General features: G+C 59.9%; 16 protein-coding genes. 12 read left to right on the top strand and 4 right to left on the bottom strand.

Annotated features, from left to right (window positions below; all coding sequences use genetic code 11):
- Positions 1 to 196: 196 nt before the first annotated feature.
- Entirely contained in the window at positions 197 to 781 is a 585-nt protein-coding gene (locus tag FAY22_RS19170; RefSeq protein WP_146332162.1) for a recombinase family protein, read from the bottom strand.
- Positions 782 to 996: 215 nt separating this feature from the next.
- On the opposite strand from FAY22_RS19170, the gene FAY22_RS19175 reads away from it, so the two are divergent.
- The gene (locus FAY22_RS19175) at positions 997 to 1,539 is read left to right on the top strand and encodes a hypothetical protein (protein ID WP_146332164.1); all 543 of its coding nucleotides are present in this window, start codon (positions 997 to 999) and stop codon (positions 1,537 to 1,539) included.
- 767 nt (positions 1,540 to 2,306) lie between these two features.
- On the opposite strand, the gene FAY22_RS19180 is transcribed toward FAY22_RS19175, so the two are convergent.
- On the bottom strand, positions 2,307 to 2,975 hold the full coding sequence (locus FAY22_RS19180; protein ID WP_246860572.1) for a Panacea domain-containing protein: 669 nt from the start codon (positions 2,973 to 2,975) through the stop codon (positions 2,307 to 2,309).
- A 1,207-nt stretch (positions 2,976 to 4,182) separates the two neighbouring features.
- Between FAY22_RS19180 and trfA the strand changes: the two genes are divergently transcribed.
- The 3 genes from trfA to FAY22_RS19195 all read left to right on the top strand — a co-directional run bounded on the left by trfA (position 4,183) and on the right by FAY22_RS19195 (position 9,916).
- The gene (gene trfA / locus FAY22_RS19185) at positions 4,183 to 5,127 is read left to right on the top strand and encodes a plasmid replication initiator TrfA (RefSeq protein WP_146332166.1); all 945 of its coding nucleotides are present in this window, start codon (positions 4,183 to 4,185) and stop codon (positions 5,125 to 5,127) included.
- A gap of 656 nt (positions 5,128 to 5,783) precedes the next feature.
- On the top strand, positions 5,784 to 8,714 hold the full coding sequence (locus FAY22_RS19190; protein WP_168204887.1) for a PAS domain S-box protein: 2,931 nt from the start codon (positions 5,784 to 5,786) through the stop codon (positions 8,712 to 8,714).
- Positions 8,715 to 8,845: 131 nt separating this feature from the next.
- Positions 8,846 to 9,916, top strand: coding sequence for an AI-2E family transporter (locus tag FAY22_RS19195; protein WP_146332170.1), 1,071 nt, complete (start codon positions 8,846 to 8,848; stop codon positions 9,914 to 9,916).
- A gap of 15 nt (positions 9,917 to 9,931) precedes the next feature.
- On the opposite strand, the gene FAY22_RS19200 is transcribed toward FAY22_RS19195, so the two are convergent.
- Positions 9,932 to 10,165 (bottom strand): hypothetical protein, encoded by a 234-nt coding sequence (locus tag FAY22_RS19200; protein ID WP_146332173.1) that lies wholly within the window; start codon positions 10,163 to 10,165, stop codon positions 9,932 to 9,934.
- 282 nt (positions 10,166 to 10,447) lie between these two features.
- On the opposite strand from FAY22_RS19200, the gene FAY22_RS19205 reads away from it, so the two are divergent.
- The 5 genes from FAY22_RS19205 to FAY22_RS19225 all read left to right on the top strand — a co-directional run bounded on the left by FAY22_RS19205 (position 10,448) and on the right by FAY22_RS19225 (position 14,580).
- Positions 10,448 to 10,819: a hypothetical protein gene (locus FAY22_RS19205; RefSeq protein WP_146332174.1), complete on the top strand. Its 372-nt coding sequence runs from the start codon at positions 10,448 to 10,450 to the stop codon at positions 10,817 to 10,819.
- A gap of 245 nt (positions 10,820 to 11,064) precedes the next feature.
- Positions 11,065 to 12,387, top strand: a complete 1,323-nt coding sequence (locus FAY22_RS19210) for a sorbosone dehydrogenase family protein (protein ID WP_146332176.1) — start codon at positions 11,065 to 11,067, stop codon at positions 12,385 to 12,387.
- 151 nt (positions 12,388 to 12,538) lie between these two features.
- Positions 12,539 to 13,531, top strand: coding sequence for a helix-turn-helix transcriptional regulator (locus FAY22_RS19215; protein ID WP_168204888.1), 993 nt, complete (start codon positions 12,539 to 12,541; stop codon positions 13,529 to 13,531).
- A gap of 127 nt (positions 13,532 to 13,658) precedes the next feature.
- Complete coding sequence (locus tag FAY22_RS19220) at positions 13,659 to 14,072, top strand: VanZ family protein (protein ID WP_246860573.1); 414 nt, start codon at positions 13,659 to 13,661, stop codon at positions 14,070 to 14,072.
- Between the two features lie 115 nt (positions 14,073 to 14,187).
- Positions 14,188 to 14,580: a hypothetical protein gene (locus tag FAY22_RS19225; RefSeq protein ID WP_146332180.1), complete on the top strand. Its 393-nt coding sequence runs from the start codon at positions 14,188 to 14,190 to the stop codon at positions 14,578 to 14,580.
- Here FAY22_RS19225 and FAY22_RS19230 read toward each other — a convergent pair.
- Entirely contained in the window at positions 14,564 to 15,505 is a 942-nt protein-coding gene (locus FAY22_RS19230) for a ChaN family lipoprotein (RefSeq protein ID WP_168204889.1), read from the bottom strand. The two genes, FAY22_RS19225 and FAY22_RS19230, sit on opposite strands and share 17 nt — an antisense overlap.
- Positions 15,506 to 15,757: 252 nt before the next feature.
- Between FAY22_RS19230 and FAY22_RS19235 the strand changes: the two genes are divergently transcribed.
- The 3 genes from FAY22_RS19235 to FAY22_RS19245 all read left to right on the top strand — a co-directional run bounded on the left by FAY22_RS19235 (position 15,758) and on the right by FAY22_RS19245 (position 19,809).
- Positions 15,758 to 16,138, top strand: a complete 381-nt coding sequence (locus FAY22_RS19235) for an EF-hand domain-containing protein (RefSeq protein ID WP_168204890.1) — start codon at positions 15,758 to 15,760, stop codon at positions 16,136 to 16,138.
- Positions 16,139 to 16,237: 99 nt separating this feature from the next.
- A complete protein-coding gene (locus FAY22_RS19240) occupies positions 16,238 to 16,513 on the top strand; it encodes a CZB domain-containing protein (protein WP_246860574.1) in 276 nt (91 codons plus the stop codon).
- Positions 16,514 to 16,965: 452 nt separating this feature from the next.
- Complete coding sequence (locus FAY22_RS19245; RefSeq protein ID WP_146332188.1) at positions 16,966 to 19,809, top strand: adenosylcobalamin-dependent ribonucleoside-diphosphate reductase; 2,844 nt, start codon at positions 16,966 to 16,968, stop codon at positions 19,807 to 19,809.
- The last annotated feature ends 164 nt before the right edge of the window (positions 19,810 to 19,973 follow it).

Consider the following 19,973-nt stretch of genomic DNA (forward strand, 5'->3'; position numbering starts at 1 on the left):
ATGTTCCTCCACTATATGTCCCTCTAACCTTCAAGATGCGTAGGCTTGGCCTATCTCTCCAATACATGTCGCTCTAAATGGAGGGGATGTTTGCACTACATGGAATAGGCGGGTTAAATGGTCATCAGAGCGTTCCGATTCGGCAGGGTTGACTCCGGTACTCCTGCGCGGAATGAATCGCTCAGCGGGGCTGTATTCAAGCGGCAGAGCAGTACCGCTTCACGGTGGACTCAGACAGTTTGAAGTGCTCGGCTGTCTGTCTAATGCTGGCGCTGTGCTCGGTGCGCCATGCCCGGACTGTTTCGGCATCTCCAATCGTTGGCCTGCCAAGGCTTTCTTTGCCCCGGTGAGTCTTGCCCGTCGCAGCGAGGGTCGCACGGGCTAACTCCCGGCCTGTGGCGGTACGCTCCCGGATGCGTTGGCGCTCCATATCAGCGATCTGAGCAAGAACGGCAATAATCAATTCCCCGACACCCTTCGCGATCTGGCCTAGGCCCCGAATTTCTACGGTCACGCCCTTAGCAAGCAAGGCGCGGATTGTGCTCTGTACGTCAATGGCATCCCGGCCTAGCCGGTCAACTGCGTACACATGCAGAGTATCTCCCTCCCGGATGTAATCGAGCAGGGCGCGGAATCCTGCCCTATCTGCGGCAAGCACGGCACCCGATACACCCTCGTCCTTAAACTCCCTGTCTATCTTCTGTCCTTGGGCCAGTGCCGCACGTTGGGCTTCAATGCTTTGGTCTGTGGTCGATACTCGGTAATACGCAATGTGGCTCATGCTGGCTCCTCTTCGGGTCATAAGTTATAAATCCTATTATGAGCCAGCGCATAAATCTACTCAAGTATCTTTTGAGCTAGGCGAGGGAAGCGTGTTGCACCGAGTCCACAAGTTAGGCCTTTTGATCTCCTTGCAAAACGTCCTAATCAAACTATTGAATCCTAAGAAATTTCAATTATAATCACTGTACTTTCAGAAAACATTCACTGTAAATAATGAAAAACGTTCAATTCATCCACTCGGCTGATGGTCAGCCAATTTTCGCTGTCGTTCCGATGGCGATCTATCAAACCTTAGTAAGTAACAATCCTTCCGGGGACTTGCCTAAGACGGCATCCTTACTGAGCGCAGATGGTCGGTATGTCCGACTCCCCAACGCAGGGCCAAATTTTCATCTCGATGTGTTGCGACTGGTCGATCTGTTTGCACGCAGAGGCACGACTTGCATTGCGATCGCTCAGCGGGCTCAAACGCTGGAAAAATTTGATGAAGAGCAAGCCCGCAATGGTCTTGATCCACTAATTCGCCGTCTCTTTCTCCCCGAAAACTCTCCATACCGAAATACGATGCAAGCCAGCAACGAAGTAGTTGATGCTCTGGTTCGAACTGGTATTTTTGAGCACACGATGGCAAAGTTTCCAGCTTGGTATCGCCCAGTTAAGTCGTTGAAGATCAACGAGAAAGCACTACACGAATTTATCCGAAAGCATGGCCCCCTTGACTGCAAGGAACGGATCGACACCGGTGAAATTATGTAGACGGCGGCTCATCCCTTAAACGAGGTATCCCGGTTTCCGCACAATTGGATTACACAGAACTTTCGTCTCAGCTTCAAAAGGCATTTGCTCTAGAACTACTGCTTTAGGAATGAGGTTATTCGAGTCGCATCACTCGTAAGATTTGAGACGTTCTGCAACTTCAGGGAGGGGTACGGGGGAATAGGCGGTCTCGAACTATTGGAGACCGCCGCACGAAACTGCATCAGTTTTTTATGCAAGTGCAGCGAAGTTAAGGGGCGTGCCTAAGTTGCAGGGAGTAGCTCATTGAAAGTAATTGTAATCATGAGCATTTGGTTAAAGCGGGCACTTCGTTGCAATGATGTCGTGGATCCAGTTTCTCTGCCGTTTCGTCAGATCGTCCGATTGACAAATGCATCGAAGCACCCCGCAGAATACACCTGCATCGAGAAACCGCTGCACGGGCGTATAGCGCCCGCTCTTCACGTGATGAGCAACATCTAGTTCATCGTATGTTTGGACGCTACTAAAGTCGACCCAAGATGGAAGTGTCAGCGGTGCTCCAGGAGCCCCAACAAAATAGCCCGCGCGCGGCGGTCCGTGATCGCAGGCGGGATGCTCTCGTAGTCCGTTTGGCTTTGATGTGAAAACCGCAGCAATTATGTCTGCGCAGTCTATGTGATCCGCTAAGATCAGCAGATACTTCGGCATGTATTCGCCGGTTTCAGTATCGAGATAGTAGCGGGAGTCAAGCCAAATCTGGCCCGCGTGGAGGATGGGCTTCAAGGTCAGTGGAGGTTTTGAGGCCGCTCTGCTGCCATTGATGCTTCATACATCTGCTGCTCTTTTGCTATTTCTAGCAAAGTCTCGCGTTCTGGTGCGTCGTCGGGGATTGCGAGCTCATAGGGGATTTGCTTACTCGCGCCCGCACCGTCACGCCAGATTTTGTCCCAAGCCCCATTCTGGGCATGTGTAACATCAATCATTGCAGGTGATCGGGTTTCCCGATACTGCTCGGCAAGCGCATTCATAATACGGAGCTGGCGGGGCGTAAAGTCGTCGTCGTTAAAATCAACGCCCTCATTAACCTTTACGGTCTGACGGACATAATCGATTACAGGCTCTTCTACTATGTGAATTGCAGCCGCCATGTCTTCGTCTAGCTGTTCCCACTCCTCCATAAGCCGAACTGGGACCGGACCGAACTTCCATGCTTGATAGTCGAAGCCCGTCACGCTCTTGCCAGTCTGCCGGAAATGCTCGAAGTCAAGCATGTAAAGCAGTTTGAAGAGCTTAATCTTTCCGCAATACGCTGTGTTCTTTGCAAAAAACACTATTGCGTTGATAAGTCGGTCTCGATTGACGTTCAAAGGCGTCTTCCACGAAAAGGAGCCAGCAGAATAACCCAAAATTATCCCATCTTTAAAGAAATTATGCAAAAGAAAGCGGTTTGTCAAGGTGTTGCTTCTAGAAGTTCCTCAAGGAATTTATGAAACTTCTACCAACTCAGTATGGCTATGAGGATCGAAAAATCCAATCAGTCCGGTGTTACACTGTTGTGTTCCACTTGTAACACCCAGTATATGCTAACTCCTTGATTTTTAAGGAGTGGGTTCGATCCCCGCCAGCCGCGCCATTCTTTTCAATAACTTCTGACGGAAGTTATTGATTTCTTCTTTCCCCCAAAAGTTTGTTTTCATGAGCCATCAGGCTCGGCAGTAATTCGTTTCCTCTAGGCATTTCCCGCAGCCGCCACTCTGTGAGCCTACTTTTTCGACCCCCGCCATTTATTCAGCTCCGGCGCATCGGCTAGTTGTAAAAAATGCAATTCCGACCGCCAATGACGTCCTTCCTTATTTGTCCCGTACGTCTACTATCGTTTTCCGACCGATGGTGGGTGCGAATTAAAGGAAAGATTAAAGACGATTAAGGCTGCCGGAAAGCTTTGTAAGTCATTGAAATAAAAAGAGATTTTTTATCCGTCGCACGCTCGGAAAACGTCCTCGCCGCGCTCGGCAAACGAATCGCGCTCGCTGGGCGTACGGCCCGTTCTCTCTGGAAAAACGAGGCTCCACGCTCGAATGACGACGGGTATCCACGCGCGGAATACGATATCGGCAGGCCGATTTTTGCCCTCACGCCTACGTCTATCGCTCGAAAAACGATATTTCTCTTGCAGACGCCGAAAAAATCACGCTGGAAATACGATAGATCCAGCCCTCCACGCTCGGAATACGTGCTCTCCCGAGCCCGAAGCGGTGATTTTGCCGGCCTTGAGGGGTATTTTTGCCACCTAGAAACCACGCTTGAGCAACGAGTGACACTGGAATTTACGTACAAAGCCTTTACCCTCGCTCGGAAAACGAGGTTTTCCCTTGTTTTGCCTCCCTCGGAACCGGGGATCGTGGCGCCTTGGCATGGATCAGGGGGCGCATTTGGGCATTCCCTGCCACGCTTGAGCTACGAATCTTGGCCTGATTTGTATCAGAAGCGCCTTCTCCACGCTTGAAAAACGGGTCATCCGGCCAAAGCCGGTGGATTTTGGTTCCGCAATCTCGCTCGAAAAACGTGTGTCATCGCTCCAACAACGAGACCCCACGCTCGAAAGACGAGTGTTGCCATGCTACCTTTGCCACCCGTCAACAAATCTGCCTGGAACCAGACATGCCTGCCACCGCCTCCAAGCCCAAATCGCTCAGCGAAGTGCTCCTCAAGATCGAGGCCACGATCGCCAACCGAAAGAAAAAGACGGCGGCCGGGCAGGCGGAAATGGCATTTGGCGACAGCGAGGGGCTAGCTGGTGCCGATACGATGCGCGGCGAGGTCGAGGATGCGCTGGACATCATTCAGCTGCCGCTGTGGGAAAACCAGGTGCGCGGATTGCCGAACCCGCTGGCGCGCTCGGCCCTCTTCAGCGTGGCGCGCCAGAACGAGCCGCGCCAGCACCTGAAGGAGCGGCCAATCACCTCAGTCAAGGGCGTGGAGATTTTCTATACCGGGGAAGAGCTGCGGCAGGACGACGAAGACGTGTTCCTGAACCTGGTGCATCTGGCGCGCAGCCAGCCGCTGGGCCATGAAGTGTCGTTCACGGCGTACTCGATGCTCAAGTCGATGGGCTGGCCGACCTCGTCGCCGTCCTACGAAAGGCTGCGCCTGTGCATCCTGCGGCTGACCGCGAACGCCGTCGAGATCCGTTTCGATGCCGGTTCCGGCAAGCGCGGCTACGGCGGCACGCTGGTGCAGGAATTCACGTTCAAGGATGAGGAAGACCGTCACTGGAAGGTGCGCCTCAATCCGAAGCTGATCACGCTGTTTGCGTCCGACGCCTACACCCAGCTCGACTGGCGCCAGCGCCTGAAGCTGCGCTCGCCGCTGGCGAAATGGCTGCACGGGTTCTACTTCACGCACCGCGAGCCGTTCGGCTACAAGGTCGAAACGCTCAAGGGATTGTGCGGCTCGTCCGCGCACCAGCTTTACCACTTCCGCAACGGCTTGAAAAAGGCGCTGGATCTGCTGGTGGAAGAAGGCTTCCTGAAATCCTGGCGCATCGATCCGGTCACGGACGTGGTTACCGTCATGCGGGCCACGCGCGCCCAAGCATTGCAGTAACGGTTGCAAGGGGCGAAAAAAAACCCGCTTGCCTTGCGGCTCGCGGGTTAAATCCAATTCAAGGAGAGTTGGAGGAGACAGAAGCATCTTATCGCAATGCAGCAAATGTTTCTGCTTTATTGTGCGAATAACAGATATTCACCAAACAGATAATTAGCCACAAAGCAGCAATAAAAAAGCCCGGCTCGCTTGTGGCGGGCGGGCTGTTGTCTCTCTCCATCCTGACGTGGATTTTTTATACTGCGCGCGAATATTACCCTATCTCGGCCAGAAACCGAACAATTTCCGCAGATATTAAAGGTCTATCGACCAGCATGCCGAGGCTCGCAAGGTCATTGTATTTTGTGTTTCTTAATGGCAATTTTTCATGTACGCTGTCTCGAACGCCATCCTTGTCCCATGGCGGAGGCAGGGGAACCCTTCGTGCAGATGTGGTTCCATTCCTCCGTTTGCCGGTTTTCGCTGACTGACAGGCCGGTTTTGTACGGAATCGCAAGCACCGCGTGAAACGAGCACATTGATGCCGTCCCGGCGCGTCCGAAGCGGCGGGACGGTTTTTCTCCCTCTCAAGGGAGGCGCGGGGAAGGCGTTTTGTTGTCCGCATGGGCCGGAGCAGGAGGAGACAGTGCCTGCATGGATGGCCGGAGACTAAGAATATGCATAACTTGATTGCGCTCTCCGCAGACTATTATTGGGAACAGGACCCGGACGGCTGTTTTTCGCGGCTGCAAGGCACGCACGACGGCGCGGACATTGCGCCCGAGGTCTTGTCGCAGGCATTGGGCAAGGCGCCCTGGCATGTTGCGGGGCTCAGGACGCAGACGCGGGACTGGGCGTGGCTGCAGGACATCGTCGCGCGCCGCGCCGTGTTCCGCGATGCCGAATGGATGTGGCAGGCTGGCGCGGCCGGCACGCGCTACCTCAGCGTGGCGGGCGAACCGGTCGTCGACGGCGAGGGCCGCCTGGTCGGCTATCGGGGAGTCATGCGCGACGTGACCGCGCAAAAGAGTAGCGAAGCTGAACTGCGCCGCTTTCGCGCGGCGATGGATGCCTCGGGCGATCCGATCTTCCTGATCGACCGCGAAACGATGCGCATCATCGACGCCAACGACGTCGCTTGCCAAGCCAGCGGCTACAGCCGCGAGGAGCTGATGACGCTGGGACCGCCCGATTTCCTGCTTTCCGACCGCGCCGAGATCGAGTGCGATTTCGACCAGGTCATCGCGCGCGGGCAGGGCATGATCAGCGAATGCAGCGCGCGCGACAAGGCGGGAAACATCTATGTCTTCGAGCTGCAGCGGCGCGCCATCCGCTTCGGCGAGCGCTGGGTGATTGTCACCATCGCCCGGGACATCACGCGCCGCAAGCGGGCCGAAGAAGCCGCGGTGCATCTCGGCCAGATGTACGCCGCCATCAGCGGCACCAATGAAGCCATCCTGCACGCACGCAACCCCGAGGAACTGTACCAGCGCGTGTGCGAGGTGGCCGTGCACAGCGGCCAGATCGTGACCGCGTCCGTCGTGCTTCCCGACCCGGAAGCGGAGTGGGCCCGTATCGCTGCCGCCGCCGGCACCATGGTAGATACGCTGCGCACTCTCCACATCTCGTTCGACGAGAGCAAGCCGGAAGGCCGCGCTGTGACCGGCCCCGCGTTTCGCAGCCAGAAGCCGTGCATCATTAACGATTTGCTCAATGACGAACGGGTGAGCCCGTGGCGAGAAGCTGCCGGTAGAGTGCACGCCGCCTCGTGCGCGGCGCTGCCCCTGATCCGCCGCGGCCAGTCGGTCGGCGTCCTGCTGCTGTATTCGCGGCAAACCAATGCGTTCGACGAGGAGATCGTGCAGCTGCTCGAACGCATGACGCGCAACATCGTGTTCGCGCTGGATAATTTCGAGCGCGAAGTCGAACGCCGGAAGGCGCTGCAAGCCTTGCGCGAAAGCGAAGAAAAATACCGCAGCATCCTCGAGAACATGGATGACGGCTACTTCGAGATCGATCTTGCCGGCACCTATTTGGTCGTCAACGATGCGCTGTGCCGCCTGCACGGTTGCAGCAGGGAAGAAGCGCTGGGGATGAACTACCGCGACTACATGGATGCCGATACGGCGCAGGCCGTGTTCAAGGTATTCAATGAAGTTTTCCGCACCGGCCAGTCCGGCGAGCTGACCGAATATCCGGTGTGGCGCCGCGACGGCACGCGCTGCGTGGCGCAGACCTCGGTGCAGCTCATCGTCGACGCGCGCGGCACGCCGACCGGATTTCGCGGCATCTCGCGCGACATCACTGCGCGCAGCAGGGCGCAGGAGGCGCTGCGTGCCAGCGAAGAGAAATACCGCTCGATCCTGGAGAATATCGAAGAGGCATATTACGAGGTCGACACTGCCGGCTGCCTGCTGATGTGCAATGCGGCCTTCTGCCGCATGTTCGGTTACACCATGGATGAGGTGATCGGCCGGAACTACCGCCAGTACCATTCGGGCGAAGAATCCATGTATGTCTTCGCCAACTTCAACGAGGTGTACCGCACCGGCGTCACGAAGAAGGGGATCGACTGGCGGCTGCTGCACAAGAACGGCGGCATGTTGATGTGCGAAGGCTCGATCCACCTGGTGCGCAACGCCAGCGGCGAGCCGGTGGGCTTTCGCGGCTTCCTGCGCGACGTCACCGCGCGCCGCGAGATGGAGGAGGCGCTGCGCGAGAGCGAGGAGCGTTTCCGCGACCTCACCGAGCTGTCGTCCGACTGGTACTGGGAACAGGACAGCGACTTCCGTTTCATGCAGATCAATGGCGACGTGCTCGGCAAGACCGGCATGGCCGCCTACGACTATCTGGGCCGGACCTTGTGGGAAATGCCCTTCGAAAAAGTGCCGGCCGAACTGTGGATGGCGCACAAGGCGCGACTGGCCGAAGGCAAGCCATTCTACGAGCTGGTGTTAAAGACCGTTGCCGCGGATGGAGCGCTGCGCTATGTCAGCATCAGTGGCCTGCCGATGCTCGACGGCGATGGCCGGCTGATCGGCTATCGCGGCACTGGCAAGGACATCACCGAACGTACGGTGGCCGAAGAGCGCATCCGGCACCTGGCCAGCCACGATATCCTGACCGGCCTGCCCAACCGGATGATGTTCAACCAGATGCTGACCAACCAGGTGCAGCAGGCGCGCCGTTACGGCCGCAAGTTCGCGGTGATGTTCATCGACCTCGACCACTTCAAGGCGGTCAACGACAACTTCGGTCATGAGGCCGGCGACATGTTGCTCAAGGAGACGGCCAAGCGCCTGACCGAAGGCGTGCGCGCCAGCGACTTCGTGGCGCGCCTGGGCGGCGACGAGTTCGTGGTGATCATCCAGGAGATGAGCGACATGGGCCAGCTGCGCTGCATCGCCCAGAAAGTGGTGGCGGCGGTGCGCGCGCCATTGCTGCTGGCCGCAACGACGCACCATGTGACGGCCAGCGTCGGCATCTGCGTATTTCCTGATCATGGACTCGATGAAGATGCGCTGCTGAACCATGCCGACGCGGCCATGTACGAAGTCAAGCACAGCACGAAGAACGCGTTCCAGTTCTATTTGCCGCACGACGACTGATGGCCGTGCCGCTGCGGCGCGAAATGAGGTCGTCTTGCCGGGCCGGATAGGCAGCGTCGCCGAAATAGGGCATGCTCTGTCGTAGCGGGCGGCTTGCCGCGCCTGGAGTGATTTGCGATAGGGATGAAGCGATGCATTCTCGCGAGATGCAGCACAAGACATTTCTGCTGATGCTGGTGGCGGTGACAGCCGCCTTCGGCTGGATCATCTGGCCGTTTTACGGCGCGGTTTTCTGGGGCGTGGTGCTGGCCATCCTGTTTTCTCCCTTGTACCAGCGCCTGCTCGGCCGGCTGGGCCAGCGGCGCAACCTGGCGTCCATCTTGACGCTCACGCTGTGCCTGCTGGTCGTCATTCTTCCCACCACGCTGATCTCGGTGTCGCTGCTGCAGGAAGCTGCCACCGTGTTCGAACGGGTCCGCGCCAACCAGATCGACTTCGCCGCCTACTTCCGGCAGGTCATTGACGCGCTGCCCGCCTGGCTGGTCAAGGTGCTCGACCGCTTCGGCTTCGCGCAGCTGGCGACGCTGCAGGAAAAACTGGCCGCCAGCGCGGCGCAGGGCAGCCAGCTCGTGGCCAGGCAGGCGGTCAACGTGGGCCAGAACATGCTCGACTTCGTGATTAGCTTCGGCGTCATGCTGTACCTGCTGTTCTTCCTGCTGCGCGATGGCGCCATGCTGGCGGCGCGCGTCAAGCAGGCGATCCCGCTGTCGGCCGCGCACAAGCAGCAGCTGTTCAGCCGGTTCGTGACCGTGATCCGGGCGACCGTGAAGGGCAATATCGTCGTCGCGGTGGTTCAGGGCGCGCTCGGCGGCGCCATGTTCTGGTTTCTCGATGTGCAGGCGGCGCTGCTGTGGGGCGCGCTGATGGCTTTCCTGTCGCTGCTGCCGGCCGTCGGCGCCGGCCTGGTATGGGGCCCGGTGGCCGTCTACTTCCTGCTCACCGGCGCCATCTGGCAGGGGGTGACGCTGATCCTGTTCGGCGTGTTCGTGATCGGACTGGTCGACAATGTACTGCGCCCGGTGCTGGTGGGAAAAGACACCAGGATGCCCGACTACATGGTGCTGATTTCCACCATCGGCGGCATGGCGTTGTTCGGCTTGAATGGCTTCGTGATCGGGCCGGTGATCGCCGCGCTGTTCATCGCCTGCTGGGACATGTTTGCCGTCGAGGCCGAGCTGCGTCATTCCGGCGACGGCAGCTGACGGCGTTGCGCCGGATCAGGGCAGCGCTTGTTCTTCCCGCAACCAGTCGAACAATTGCTGCAAGCCGTGCTGGGAGATTTCGATGGTGCCGGAGGCGGTGCTGTTGCCATCGGTGTTTTGCCTGATCTGAATCTGGATGGTGGCCCTGTTTTCTGGCGGTAAGGTCACCACCAGTTGTTCGGTGCCGCCGTCGGTTGCATTCTGGACCACCGCCTTGCCAAGCTCCACTTCATGGAATGTCGATTTCATTCATCTCTCCGCGCGACGTTGATCTTTATTTATAGATCAATTGCCTGGCATTTCGAGTTGGGGCTACGCCTAGAAGGATGATCTTTGATTATCGTCAGCGTGCGTTTGCGCCGCTGGCGAGCGTTGCGCCGACAGCGTCTTCGCGGAAAAGGAATTGGATGTCTTCGAAGATATTGTTACTATCAGGACAGTGCGTGCGCAAAACACTTGCAGCGCGCCGTCATTTTTGATCTTAATCAATTGCGACGCTGCCATGTCGCTTCCCACTGAACAGGACTCTCCATGAAATCCCTTCCCGCCCTAGTCGCGCTGGCCACGCTCAGCATGTCCGCCGCCTTCGCCGCGCCGCCAGCCGGCCACCCGACCCCTGCCGCCGCTGCCTCGATGATGGGCATGGCGCCGGTCGCCGAGGCCGAACTGACGCAAAAGGGCAAGGTCGTGAGCACGACCGATGCCAACGAATACACCTATATCGAAGTCACGCAAGGCCAGCAAACCACCTGGCTGGCGGCGCAGAAGTTGTCGCTGAAGAAGGGAGACACGATCCGTTACGACAACGGCGCCGTCATGACCAACTTCTACAGCAAGCTGCTGAAGCGTACCTTCCCAAGCGTGACCTTCGTCAACCGCGTCGTCGTTTCCAACGGCAAGTAAGCGCGCCGCGCGTTTCCGCATCGCCGCCGGCCGGCTGCGACATCGCCGCGTGCGGTGCGGAACATTCCGCTTCTTCCTCTCTTCCCGGCGCGCACCGCTTGAGTTTGCGCATCGCGACCGCATCATCGCCCTGATAGATTGAACCACGACTGCGGGCATGCAATGCGGATGCAGCCACGACTGCTTCTGCGCGCTCGTTCCCGCTGCCATTCCATTTCTGTCTTGATTCCGCACGAGGAGGCTTGATGCGCGCATCTCAGCCGCTGCTGGCAGGCATGCTGGCCGTTTTGCTTGCCGGCTGCGGCGACGTGGCCAAGCTGCCGCTGGAGTCCGGGATCGGGCCGCAGCCGGCCTTGCCGGAACCGGCGATGTCGTTGCTTCCCACCGTCCATGTGGCCAAGGCCACCGGCTGGCCACCCGGTGCCATGCCGCAGGCCGCGCCCGGCTTGGCCGCAAATGCGTTTGCCAGCGGCCTGGACCACCCGCGCTGGCTGTACGTGCTGCCTAACGGCGACGTGCTCGTTGCTGAAACCAATGCCCCGCCCAAACCGGAAGACAGCAAAGGCATCCGTGGCTGGTTCATGAAACGCTTCATGCGGCGCGCCGGCGCGGCCGGGCCGAGCGCCAACCGCATCACCCTGCTGCGCGACGCCGACGGCGACGGCGTGGCCGAAACCCGCACCGTCTTTTTGCAGGGGCTGCATTCGCCGTTCGGCATGGCGCTGGTGGGCAACGACCTCTACGTCGCCAATACCGACGCCATCGTGCGCTTCCCCTATCGCACCGGACAGACGCAGATCACCGCACCCGGCACCAAGGTCGCCGACCTGCCCGCCGGCCCGATCAATCACCACTGGACCAAGAACCTCGTCGCCAGCCGCGACGGACGCCGCCTGTACGCGAGCGTCGGCTCCAACAGCAATGCCGCGGAAAACGGCATCGACAACGAAACCAACCGCGCCGCCATCCTCGAAGTCGACCCGGCCAGCGGCAGCACGCGCGTGTTCGCCTCCGGCTTGCGCAATCCAGTTGGCATGGCGTGGCAGCCGCAAAGCGGCGCGCTCTGGGTCGCCGTCAATGAGCGCGACGAACTGGGCAGCGACCTGGTTTCCGACTACATGACATCGGTAAAGGAGGGCGCGTTTTACGGCTGGCCCTACAGCTACTACGGTCGCAATATCGATACCCGCGTCAAGCCGCAGCGCCCCGACCTGGTAAACAAGGCCGTGGTGCCCGACTACGCGCTGGGGGCGCATACCGCGTCGCTGGGGCTGACGTTTTACGAGGGCAGCCTGTTTCCCGAACAATACGCAGGCGGCGCCTTCGTCGGCCAGCACGGTTCATGGAACCGCAAGCCATACAGCGGCTACCGGGTCGTGTTCATTCCATTTGTGAACGGCAAACCGGTTGGCATGCCGGAAGACGTGTTGACAGGATTCCTGAGTGAAAAGGGCGAGGCGCTCGGCCGTCCGGTCGGCGTCGCCGTCGACCGCCGCGGTGCATTGCTGGTGGCCGATGACGTCGGCAATACCGTATGGCGCGTGACGCCCGCCGCGCGTGGTCGATAGCGTGTTCTGCGTAGCTGGAAATGCACGCCACTTGAGGCAGCTCCAATCGCATGAATGAAATGCGCACTAATCGGTCGGCGGCCATCTAACCAGCTTTCCGGCCTGCGTGCCGATGCCTTACCGCGCGCCGGCTGCCGTGGAGGAGAACGCTGTGAAAGCATTCGCCCGTGCCCTGGCCGACCTGCACCACCTGGCAAGTGCCGCTTCGGTCCAGGCATTCCCAAGCGAGGCAATGCGCTTGCTGCAGAACTGGATTACCTTCGATGGCGCAGTCCTGGGCATGGGCCGCGCCGAAGAGGCACCGCAGGCCGGGCTTGAAATCGCCGAAGCCTATGTGCACAACAGGGCGTCGTCCATCCTCGACGACTATCCCGAGGTGTCGGCCGCCGACCCCATCACGCACGCCTTCCTTGACGGGTTGGCCGCGCCCTTGCGCTGCGACTGCCGCAGCCTGTACGCCAGTCGCGCGCGCGAAGGGCTCGCGGCGTTTTCGCGCCGGCACGACCTGCACCACCTGATGATCTTTGGCGATGCGCCGCCGGCACGGGCGCCGGCGCGCTGGCTGGTCATGTACCGTGGCACCGGCCTGCCATTTGGCGCCGGAGACGCGCAGCGCCTGTACGCGCTATGGCTGCATCTGGATATTGCGATCGGCGCCAACCGGCGCCGGGCACTGGAAAGCCTCGCGTCCGATCGCGCCGCCGAGTCCGCCGCCACCGTTGTCGCCGATATGCGGCGCGCGCTGGCGCTGGCGACGCCCCACGGCGCCATCCTCGCCGCCGATCCCTTGTTCGTTGCGCTGCTGCGCAAGGAATGGGCGGACTTTCAGGAAATCAGCCTGCCGCAGCCGGCGCTCGACAGCGCCATGCAGGGGCGGGGCTACCGGGGAAAATGCATCGATATCCAGTTTTCCTGGCACTTCGGCAGCCTCGCGTGCAGTGCCAGGCCGGCCGCGCCGGCGCGCCTGAGTCCCGCCGAAAACCGCGTCGCCATGCTGTTTTCGGCCGGAATGAGCCAGAAGGAAGTGGCGCGCGCGCTCGGCGTCTCCGAGCATACGGTACGCGCGCAGCTGAAAAGCTCGTATTCGAAGCTCGGCGTGCACGACAAGGCGGAACTGACCCGCTACGTCGTCCTGAACTCCTGAGCGTGCACGCCGGCTCATTGTTTGGGCAAGCGCAGACCAGCATCCAGGTATCGGTGGTACAAGCTAGCTTTTGTCATCAACCGGTGTGCGCTACGCGCGGCGCACGCCACTTCATTTCAGGCAAGACATGCGTCTTTTCTTCGCACGACTGATGGCCGATCCGCACAACCGCACGCTGGCCATGCGTGCCGCATTCCTGTTCTATGCTGCGGTGATCGTGTTCGGGTCGATTCCCGGCGCGCGCGCCGAAATCGGCGAATTTGCGTCGGGCCTGACCTTGCACTTGGCAGCGTATTCCTTCATTGCCTTGCTGCTGTTTTGCGGCGCGCAGGGCTGCGCCTGGCGCAAGGCATGCAAGGCTTTCCTGATCATCGCCGCGATGGGCGCCGTCGACGAATGCGTGCAAAGCCTGTTCTCCTATCGTGGCGCCAGCGTGCTGGACTGGTTCATCGATATCAATGCCGGCCTGTTCACCACGGCCTTCCTGTGGTCGATCTGGCCAAAAGAAGAGGTCGGCGAAAAATCGACTTCGCTTTCCTGATCCGCGACCGGTTCTATGGATGCAGTTATCGCACCAAATGATGCATATGGGAACTAGTAGTCCGCTGCCTGTCTAAGCGTGCACCTTGCCCTCTTCAATGCGTCTGGCATGACACTTGCGTTTTCCCGATAACGATCCAACTATCCGACAGGAAAAGAACAAATTGTATTTACTAAAAAATATTCGGCGTATACGCGGCCTGGATGGTGCCGGCATAACGGCATCGATTTATCGTGATGCGACGCGCGTAGGCTGGGTGCAAATTCCGGCCGACGGTGGCGCCGCATTGTTCACTTTTGATATCGATGGTGATCGTGCGCCGTTTGAGCAATATGTCGAACACTGGTGGAATACGTCGCAGGCCCAGGTATCGTTCGATCTCACCGCACTCGAATTTGCGCGCAGCACCTATGGCTTTACGCCGCGTCTGCATGCAAAGCTGAAATACTGGGTCGCGGCGCTGGTGCAAGCCGCCAGTGAAGTAAAAAAATTCAAGACTGCTGCTTGAGCCCGGGCGGGGCGGGTGACGTGGCTGGCGCCGCCGGAATGGTGTCGCATGGATTGACCCGCCGCGATACACGCGGTGTAAACCACACATAATCGAACATCTGTCCCAGCGGTCCGTTCGCATAGGCCGCAGGATTTTGCGACGTATCCACTTGCATCATTCCCACAGATATGAGCACCGCTTGCGGCGCCCGCGCTGCGATATATAGCGGAACTGCCATGTCGCGTCGCGCATGGCCGCTGCCGATAATGGCAACGGCACCCTTGTCGGCGAACCGCAACATCGTATCTGCCATGACCGCGTCACGCGCGCGTTGCGCCTTGGCGATCGCGTCGACCACATGTTGCGGCACCTTGCCGCAATGTCCGTCATAGATATCCCTGGCCAGCCGTTCCTGACGTTCTGGTGTCCACACGGTTTCTAATGCCAAACGCTCGTCCTCGCCCGTTCCGAGCGCGCCAAATCCTTGACGCGACACTACCCGCAACTCTTCCCGCGACAGGTTGGCCGCCACCACCGGCAACCCGTATTGCAGCGCCAAGCTCAGTAGCGGTTCATAAGCCTGCCACTCCCATCCCTTGCGCATCAGATCGCCCAGCGCCTTGAGCTTGTCGCCGAACGGCTGGCTGCTATTCAGGACGTCGTCCAGCTTGCCTTGCTGGTCGCGGTCGTATTGTTCCATGACCAGCGCCGGGCGCCTGCCGCTTTGTGCGATCTGTTGCAACAGTGTCGCCTGAATGTCGTGGTGCATCCGGTTGTCGTGAATTTCCCCGAGCAGTACGAAGCGCGCTTCGGATGTCTGCTGCGCCAATACTCCGGGCTCGATGAAGCGCTGCTGCGAAACATTCCAAACCTTGCCGGCAAGCGGGTGCGACAGCTGATCCTCGCCCACGTGCGCGCAGGAGGCAAGACCCAGAGCGAGCATGCCTATTCCGAACAACCTTCCCAGTGTGCTTACCATCCTGTTCCTTTATAAACATTAATAACTGGCAACATTCCAACGACTAAGAAAATCTCTTCCATTCCTAGGAATTCCCGGGTGCCGCCGCTTGAATATTTGCTCATAAAAACAATGACTTAATGCTTCTTGTGAGCGTGGTACGTCATTTGCTACATGGAAAATCTATGCCCGGCCCATTGCCGGACACATTATTCATCCAAAACCCAGGGGGGAAAAATGACTTATCTCACGTGGCTGGAAGATGGGGTGGTCGTCAAGCATTCCTCCAATGGTAATGCCGCCCTAGGAGAGCGCGCGATGAAGCGAATCGTCGCAGCGGCAGTGCTGCTTGCCGCCGCCGGTGCGCTCCCGGCGCAGACCATCGTTCCTACGCTTGACCAACCCGGACGCAAGGGCGACATGGCGCGCCTGGTGCAGCAAAAAGCCAAGGAAAAGTTTGACACCGCTGACCGCGACAAGGACGGCAAGCTGTCCCAGGAAGAAGTCGCTGCCGCTTTTCCGTACATGACCGAACATTTCGCCAAGTACGACAAGGACGGCGACGGCTTCCTGAGCTGGGAAGAATTCCTCGGCCATAACCGCTGGAAGAAAGACTAGCTTCATCAACTGGAGAAAAACATGGATTTGCATCAGGCAGTCGAAAAGCATGCTGAATGGAAAGTAAAGTTTCGCAGCGCGATCTCGAAAAAGGAAACGATGGATGCGCTCACCATCGCCAAGGACAATTGCTGCGAGCTGGGAAAATGGCTGCATGGCGATGCCAAATCCCGCTACGGTTCGCTGCCGAGCTACGCCGAATGTTTGCTGAAACATGCCACTTTCCATGCCGAAGCCGGCAAGGTCGCGCATGCGATCAACGCGAAGAATTTCGACCAAGCCGAGGCGATGCTCGGCGGCGGTACCAGCTATTACCAAGCTTCCAGCGCCGTCGGTGTGGCGATCGGCCATTTACGTAAGGAAATTGGCGCGTAAATCCAGTCTTTAGCCGGAATCTCCTGTACTACAATGATTATGGAAGAAGTGAGGGCTAACTCGCCGCTCAGGGGCGATGACGATGCACCTCCTTCCTCGCCGGTGTGGCGACGCATTGGTAGCGAAAATCCGGCCGACGCCGGCCGGCGCGTCGGTGTAAAATCCACCCGGAAATTCTTGACCTGAATCAAGCAATATCGCTGTTCGCGTCTTATAGAATGACCCGCTGTCAGCCAGCGCGCCGTGACATTTCGACGGAATGAAAACAAGGTGATACAGCTAAATGAGAGTCGGCGTAGGCGATGCATAATGAAGGGCATCGCGAGCTGCCCATGACCGCTTGTCACCGCGCTTGCATTCCACATTCCACGCAGCCGGTTGACACCGATTTCCCCGATTCCCTGTAATTTTTTCGACGGGCCGGCTCGCATGCCGATGCCCAGGAGACCTCCATGCATCAACTTGAAAATCCCGTGATCGCGCTCGCCGAGCCGCAAGATATTTCCACAGAAGTATTGATCGAGAAATACGCGAAAGGCGACGAGACCACCATCGAGCAGGTGCAGACGCGCGTGTCGTCCGCGCTGGCCGAGGTCGAGCCGCAGAAAACCCGCAAGAAGCACGCCGAGGAATTCCTGTGGGCGATGCAGAACGGCTTCATCCCCGCCGGGCGCGTCTCCAGCGCCGCCGGCACCGGCTTGCAGACCACGCTGATCAACTGCTTCGTGCAGCCGGTGGGCGACTCCATCACCGAAGACGCCGCCGGCAAGCCCGGCATCTACCGCGCACTGGCGCAGGCGGCCGAAACGATGCGCCGCGGCGGCGGCGTCGGCTACAACTTTTCCGCGATCCGCCCCAAGGGCGCGATGGTGAAGGGCACCGGCAGCAGCGCCTCCGGGCCGATTTCGTACATGAAGGTATTCGACCGTTCCTGCGAAACCGTCGAGTCGGCCGGCGCCCGCCGTGGCGCGCAGATGGCGGTGCTCAACGTCGACCACCCGGATATCTTCGACTTCATCACCGTCAAGCAGGAAAAGGGACAGCTCAACAACTTCAACGTGTCGGTCGGCGTGACCGACGCCTTCATGCGCGCGGTGGAAACCGACGGTGAGTTCGAACTGGCGCACGTGACCGAGCCCAACAATGACATCAAGAGCCGCGGCGCCTACCGCCGCGACGACGGCAAGTGGGTGTACCGCAAGATCCGTGCGCGCGAGGTGTGGGACCTGGTCATGAAGAGCACCTATGCCGCGGCCGAACCGGGCGTGCTCTACCTCGACCGCATCAACGGCGAAAACAACCTCGCGTACTGCGAAGTCATCGAAGCGACCAACCCCTGCGGCGAGCAGCCGCTGCCGGACTACGGCTGCTGCTGCCTGGGCAGCCTGAATCTGAACGCCTATGTAAAAGACCCGTTCTCCGACGCCGCGAGGTTCGACTTCGACCTGCTGGCGAAGGTGACCAAGATCGCCGTGCGCATGCTCGATAACGTGCTGATCGCCACCAAGTGGCCGCTGCCGGAGCAGGCGCGCGAAGCCGACGCCAAGCGCCGCCTGGGTCTGGGCTTCACCGGCTTGGGCGATGCGCTGATCATGCTCGGCGTGCGCTACGACACCGACGAAGGCCGCGCGCTGGCCGGCGAGATCTCGCGCGTGATGCGCGACGCCGCCTATGAAAGCTCAGTCGAGCTGGCCAAGGAGCGCGGCGCCTTCCCGCTGTTCGACGCCGACAAGTACCTGGTGGGTGGCTTCGCCTCGCGCCTGCCGGAAGAACTGAAGCAGCAGATCAAGAAGCACGGCATCCGCAATTCGCACCTGACCTCGATCGCGCCGACCGGCACCATTTCGCTCGCCTTCGCCGACAATGCCTCCAACGGCATCGAGCCGCCTTTCTCCTGGTTCTACAACCGCACCAAGCGCATGCCCGACGGCAGCAAGAAGGATTACACCGTCGAAGACCACGCCTACCGCGTCTACCGCGCGCTCGGCCACGATACCGCCAAGCTGCCGGAAGCCTTTGTCTCGGCGCTCGAGATTTCCGCCACCGACCACATGCTGATGGTCGCCGCCGTCGCACCGTATATCGACGCCGCGATCTCCAAGACCGTGAACGTGCCGGAAGATTATCCTTACGATGAATTCCAGGATTTGTACCTGCAGGCGTGGAAGAAGGGTTTGAAAGGCATCACCACCTATCGCCCCAACAGCGTGCTCGGCGCCGTATTGTCGGTCCCGGCCGCCGCCGCCAATCCGCAGCCGATGATCCTGCCCGAACAAGACAAGCGTCTGGTACTGAAGGAGCTTGCCACCAAGCCCGTGCTGGCCTCGCTGCGCTGGCCGTCGCGCCCGGGCTTGCCGGCCGGTGCCTCGGCCTGGATCAGCGAAATCATCGACACGCCGCAGGGCGAATTCGCGGTAGGCGTGTCCGACAAGGGCAACATGCCGTTCGAAGTCTGGGTGCTCGGTGGCCAGCCGCCGCGCGGCCTCGACGCCATCGCCAAGACCCTGTCGACCGACATGCGCGCCAACGACCGCGGCTGGATGCGCCGCCGCCTGGCCTTGCTGGCCAACGCCTACGGCGACCCGTTTAACATGCCGATGCCGCCCAACGGCCAGATGGTGCAGGTGCCCAGCGTGATCGCCGCCTTCGCCAAGCTGGTCGAATGGCGCTACAACCAGCTGGGCGCGCTCGACAAGCAGGACAACGAAGCGACTCCGGTGCTCGACGCGCTGTTCGCGCCGCACGAACCCAAGACCGGCACCGACGGCACGCTCGCCTGGGTCGCCGACGTATGCAACCCGGCCACCGAGGACGACTTCGTGCTGATGCTGAAGGAACTGCAGATGCCCGACGGCACCCGCCGTCCGTACAGCATGTGGCTCACCGGCGGCCATCCGCATACCCTGGACGGCCTGTGCAAGCTGCTGTCGCACGACATGCGCGTGGTCGACCCGGCCTGGATCGGCATGAAGCTGCGCAAACTCCTCAACTACGCCGAGCCGCGCGGCGACTTCCTGGCGCGCGTGCCAGGCAGCGAAAAGCAGGCCAGCTATCCGTCGACGGTTGCCTACATCGCGCAACTGGTGATCCACCGCTACGCGATGCTCGGCATCCTCACCGAAGAGGGCTTGCCGGTGAAGGCGATGGGCGTCGTCACCGACGAGCCGACTCATCCCGCCAAGCCCGCGCCGACCATGCACGGCAAGGTGTGCAAGGAATGCGGCAACGCCGCTGTGATCAAGAAGGACGGCTGCGAATTCTGCACCTCCTGCGGCGCGATCGGCGCCTGCGGCTGAGTAACGGTTAAAACCCGGCCTGCCCATGCTCCGGCAAACGGAGTGCGGGCGGGGCCGGGCATTCGCCATGCGCGGCTGAACGGCTAGCGACTGGATGGCGCGAATCAACGCATCACGATAGCCGCGTGAATTTCAGCCGAACCGCATCGGCGCCGCGTTCGCCG

The organism is Noviherbaspirillum sp. UKPF54, assembly GCF_007874125.1.
Classification (GTDB): domain Bacteria; phylum Pseudomonadota; class Gammaproteobacteria; order Burkholderiales; family Burkholderiaceae_D; genus Noviherbaspirillum.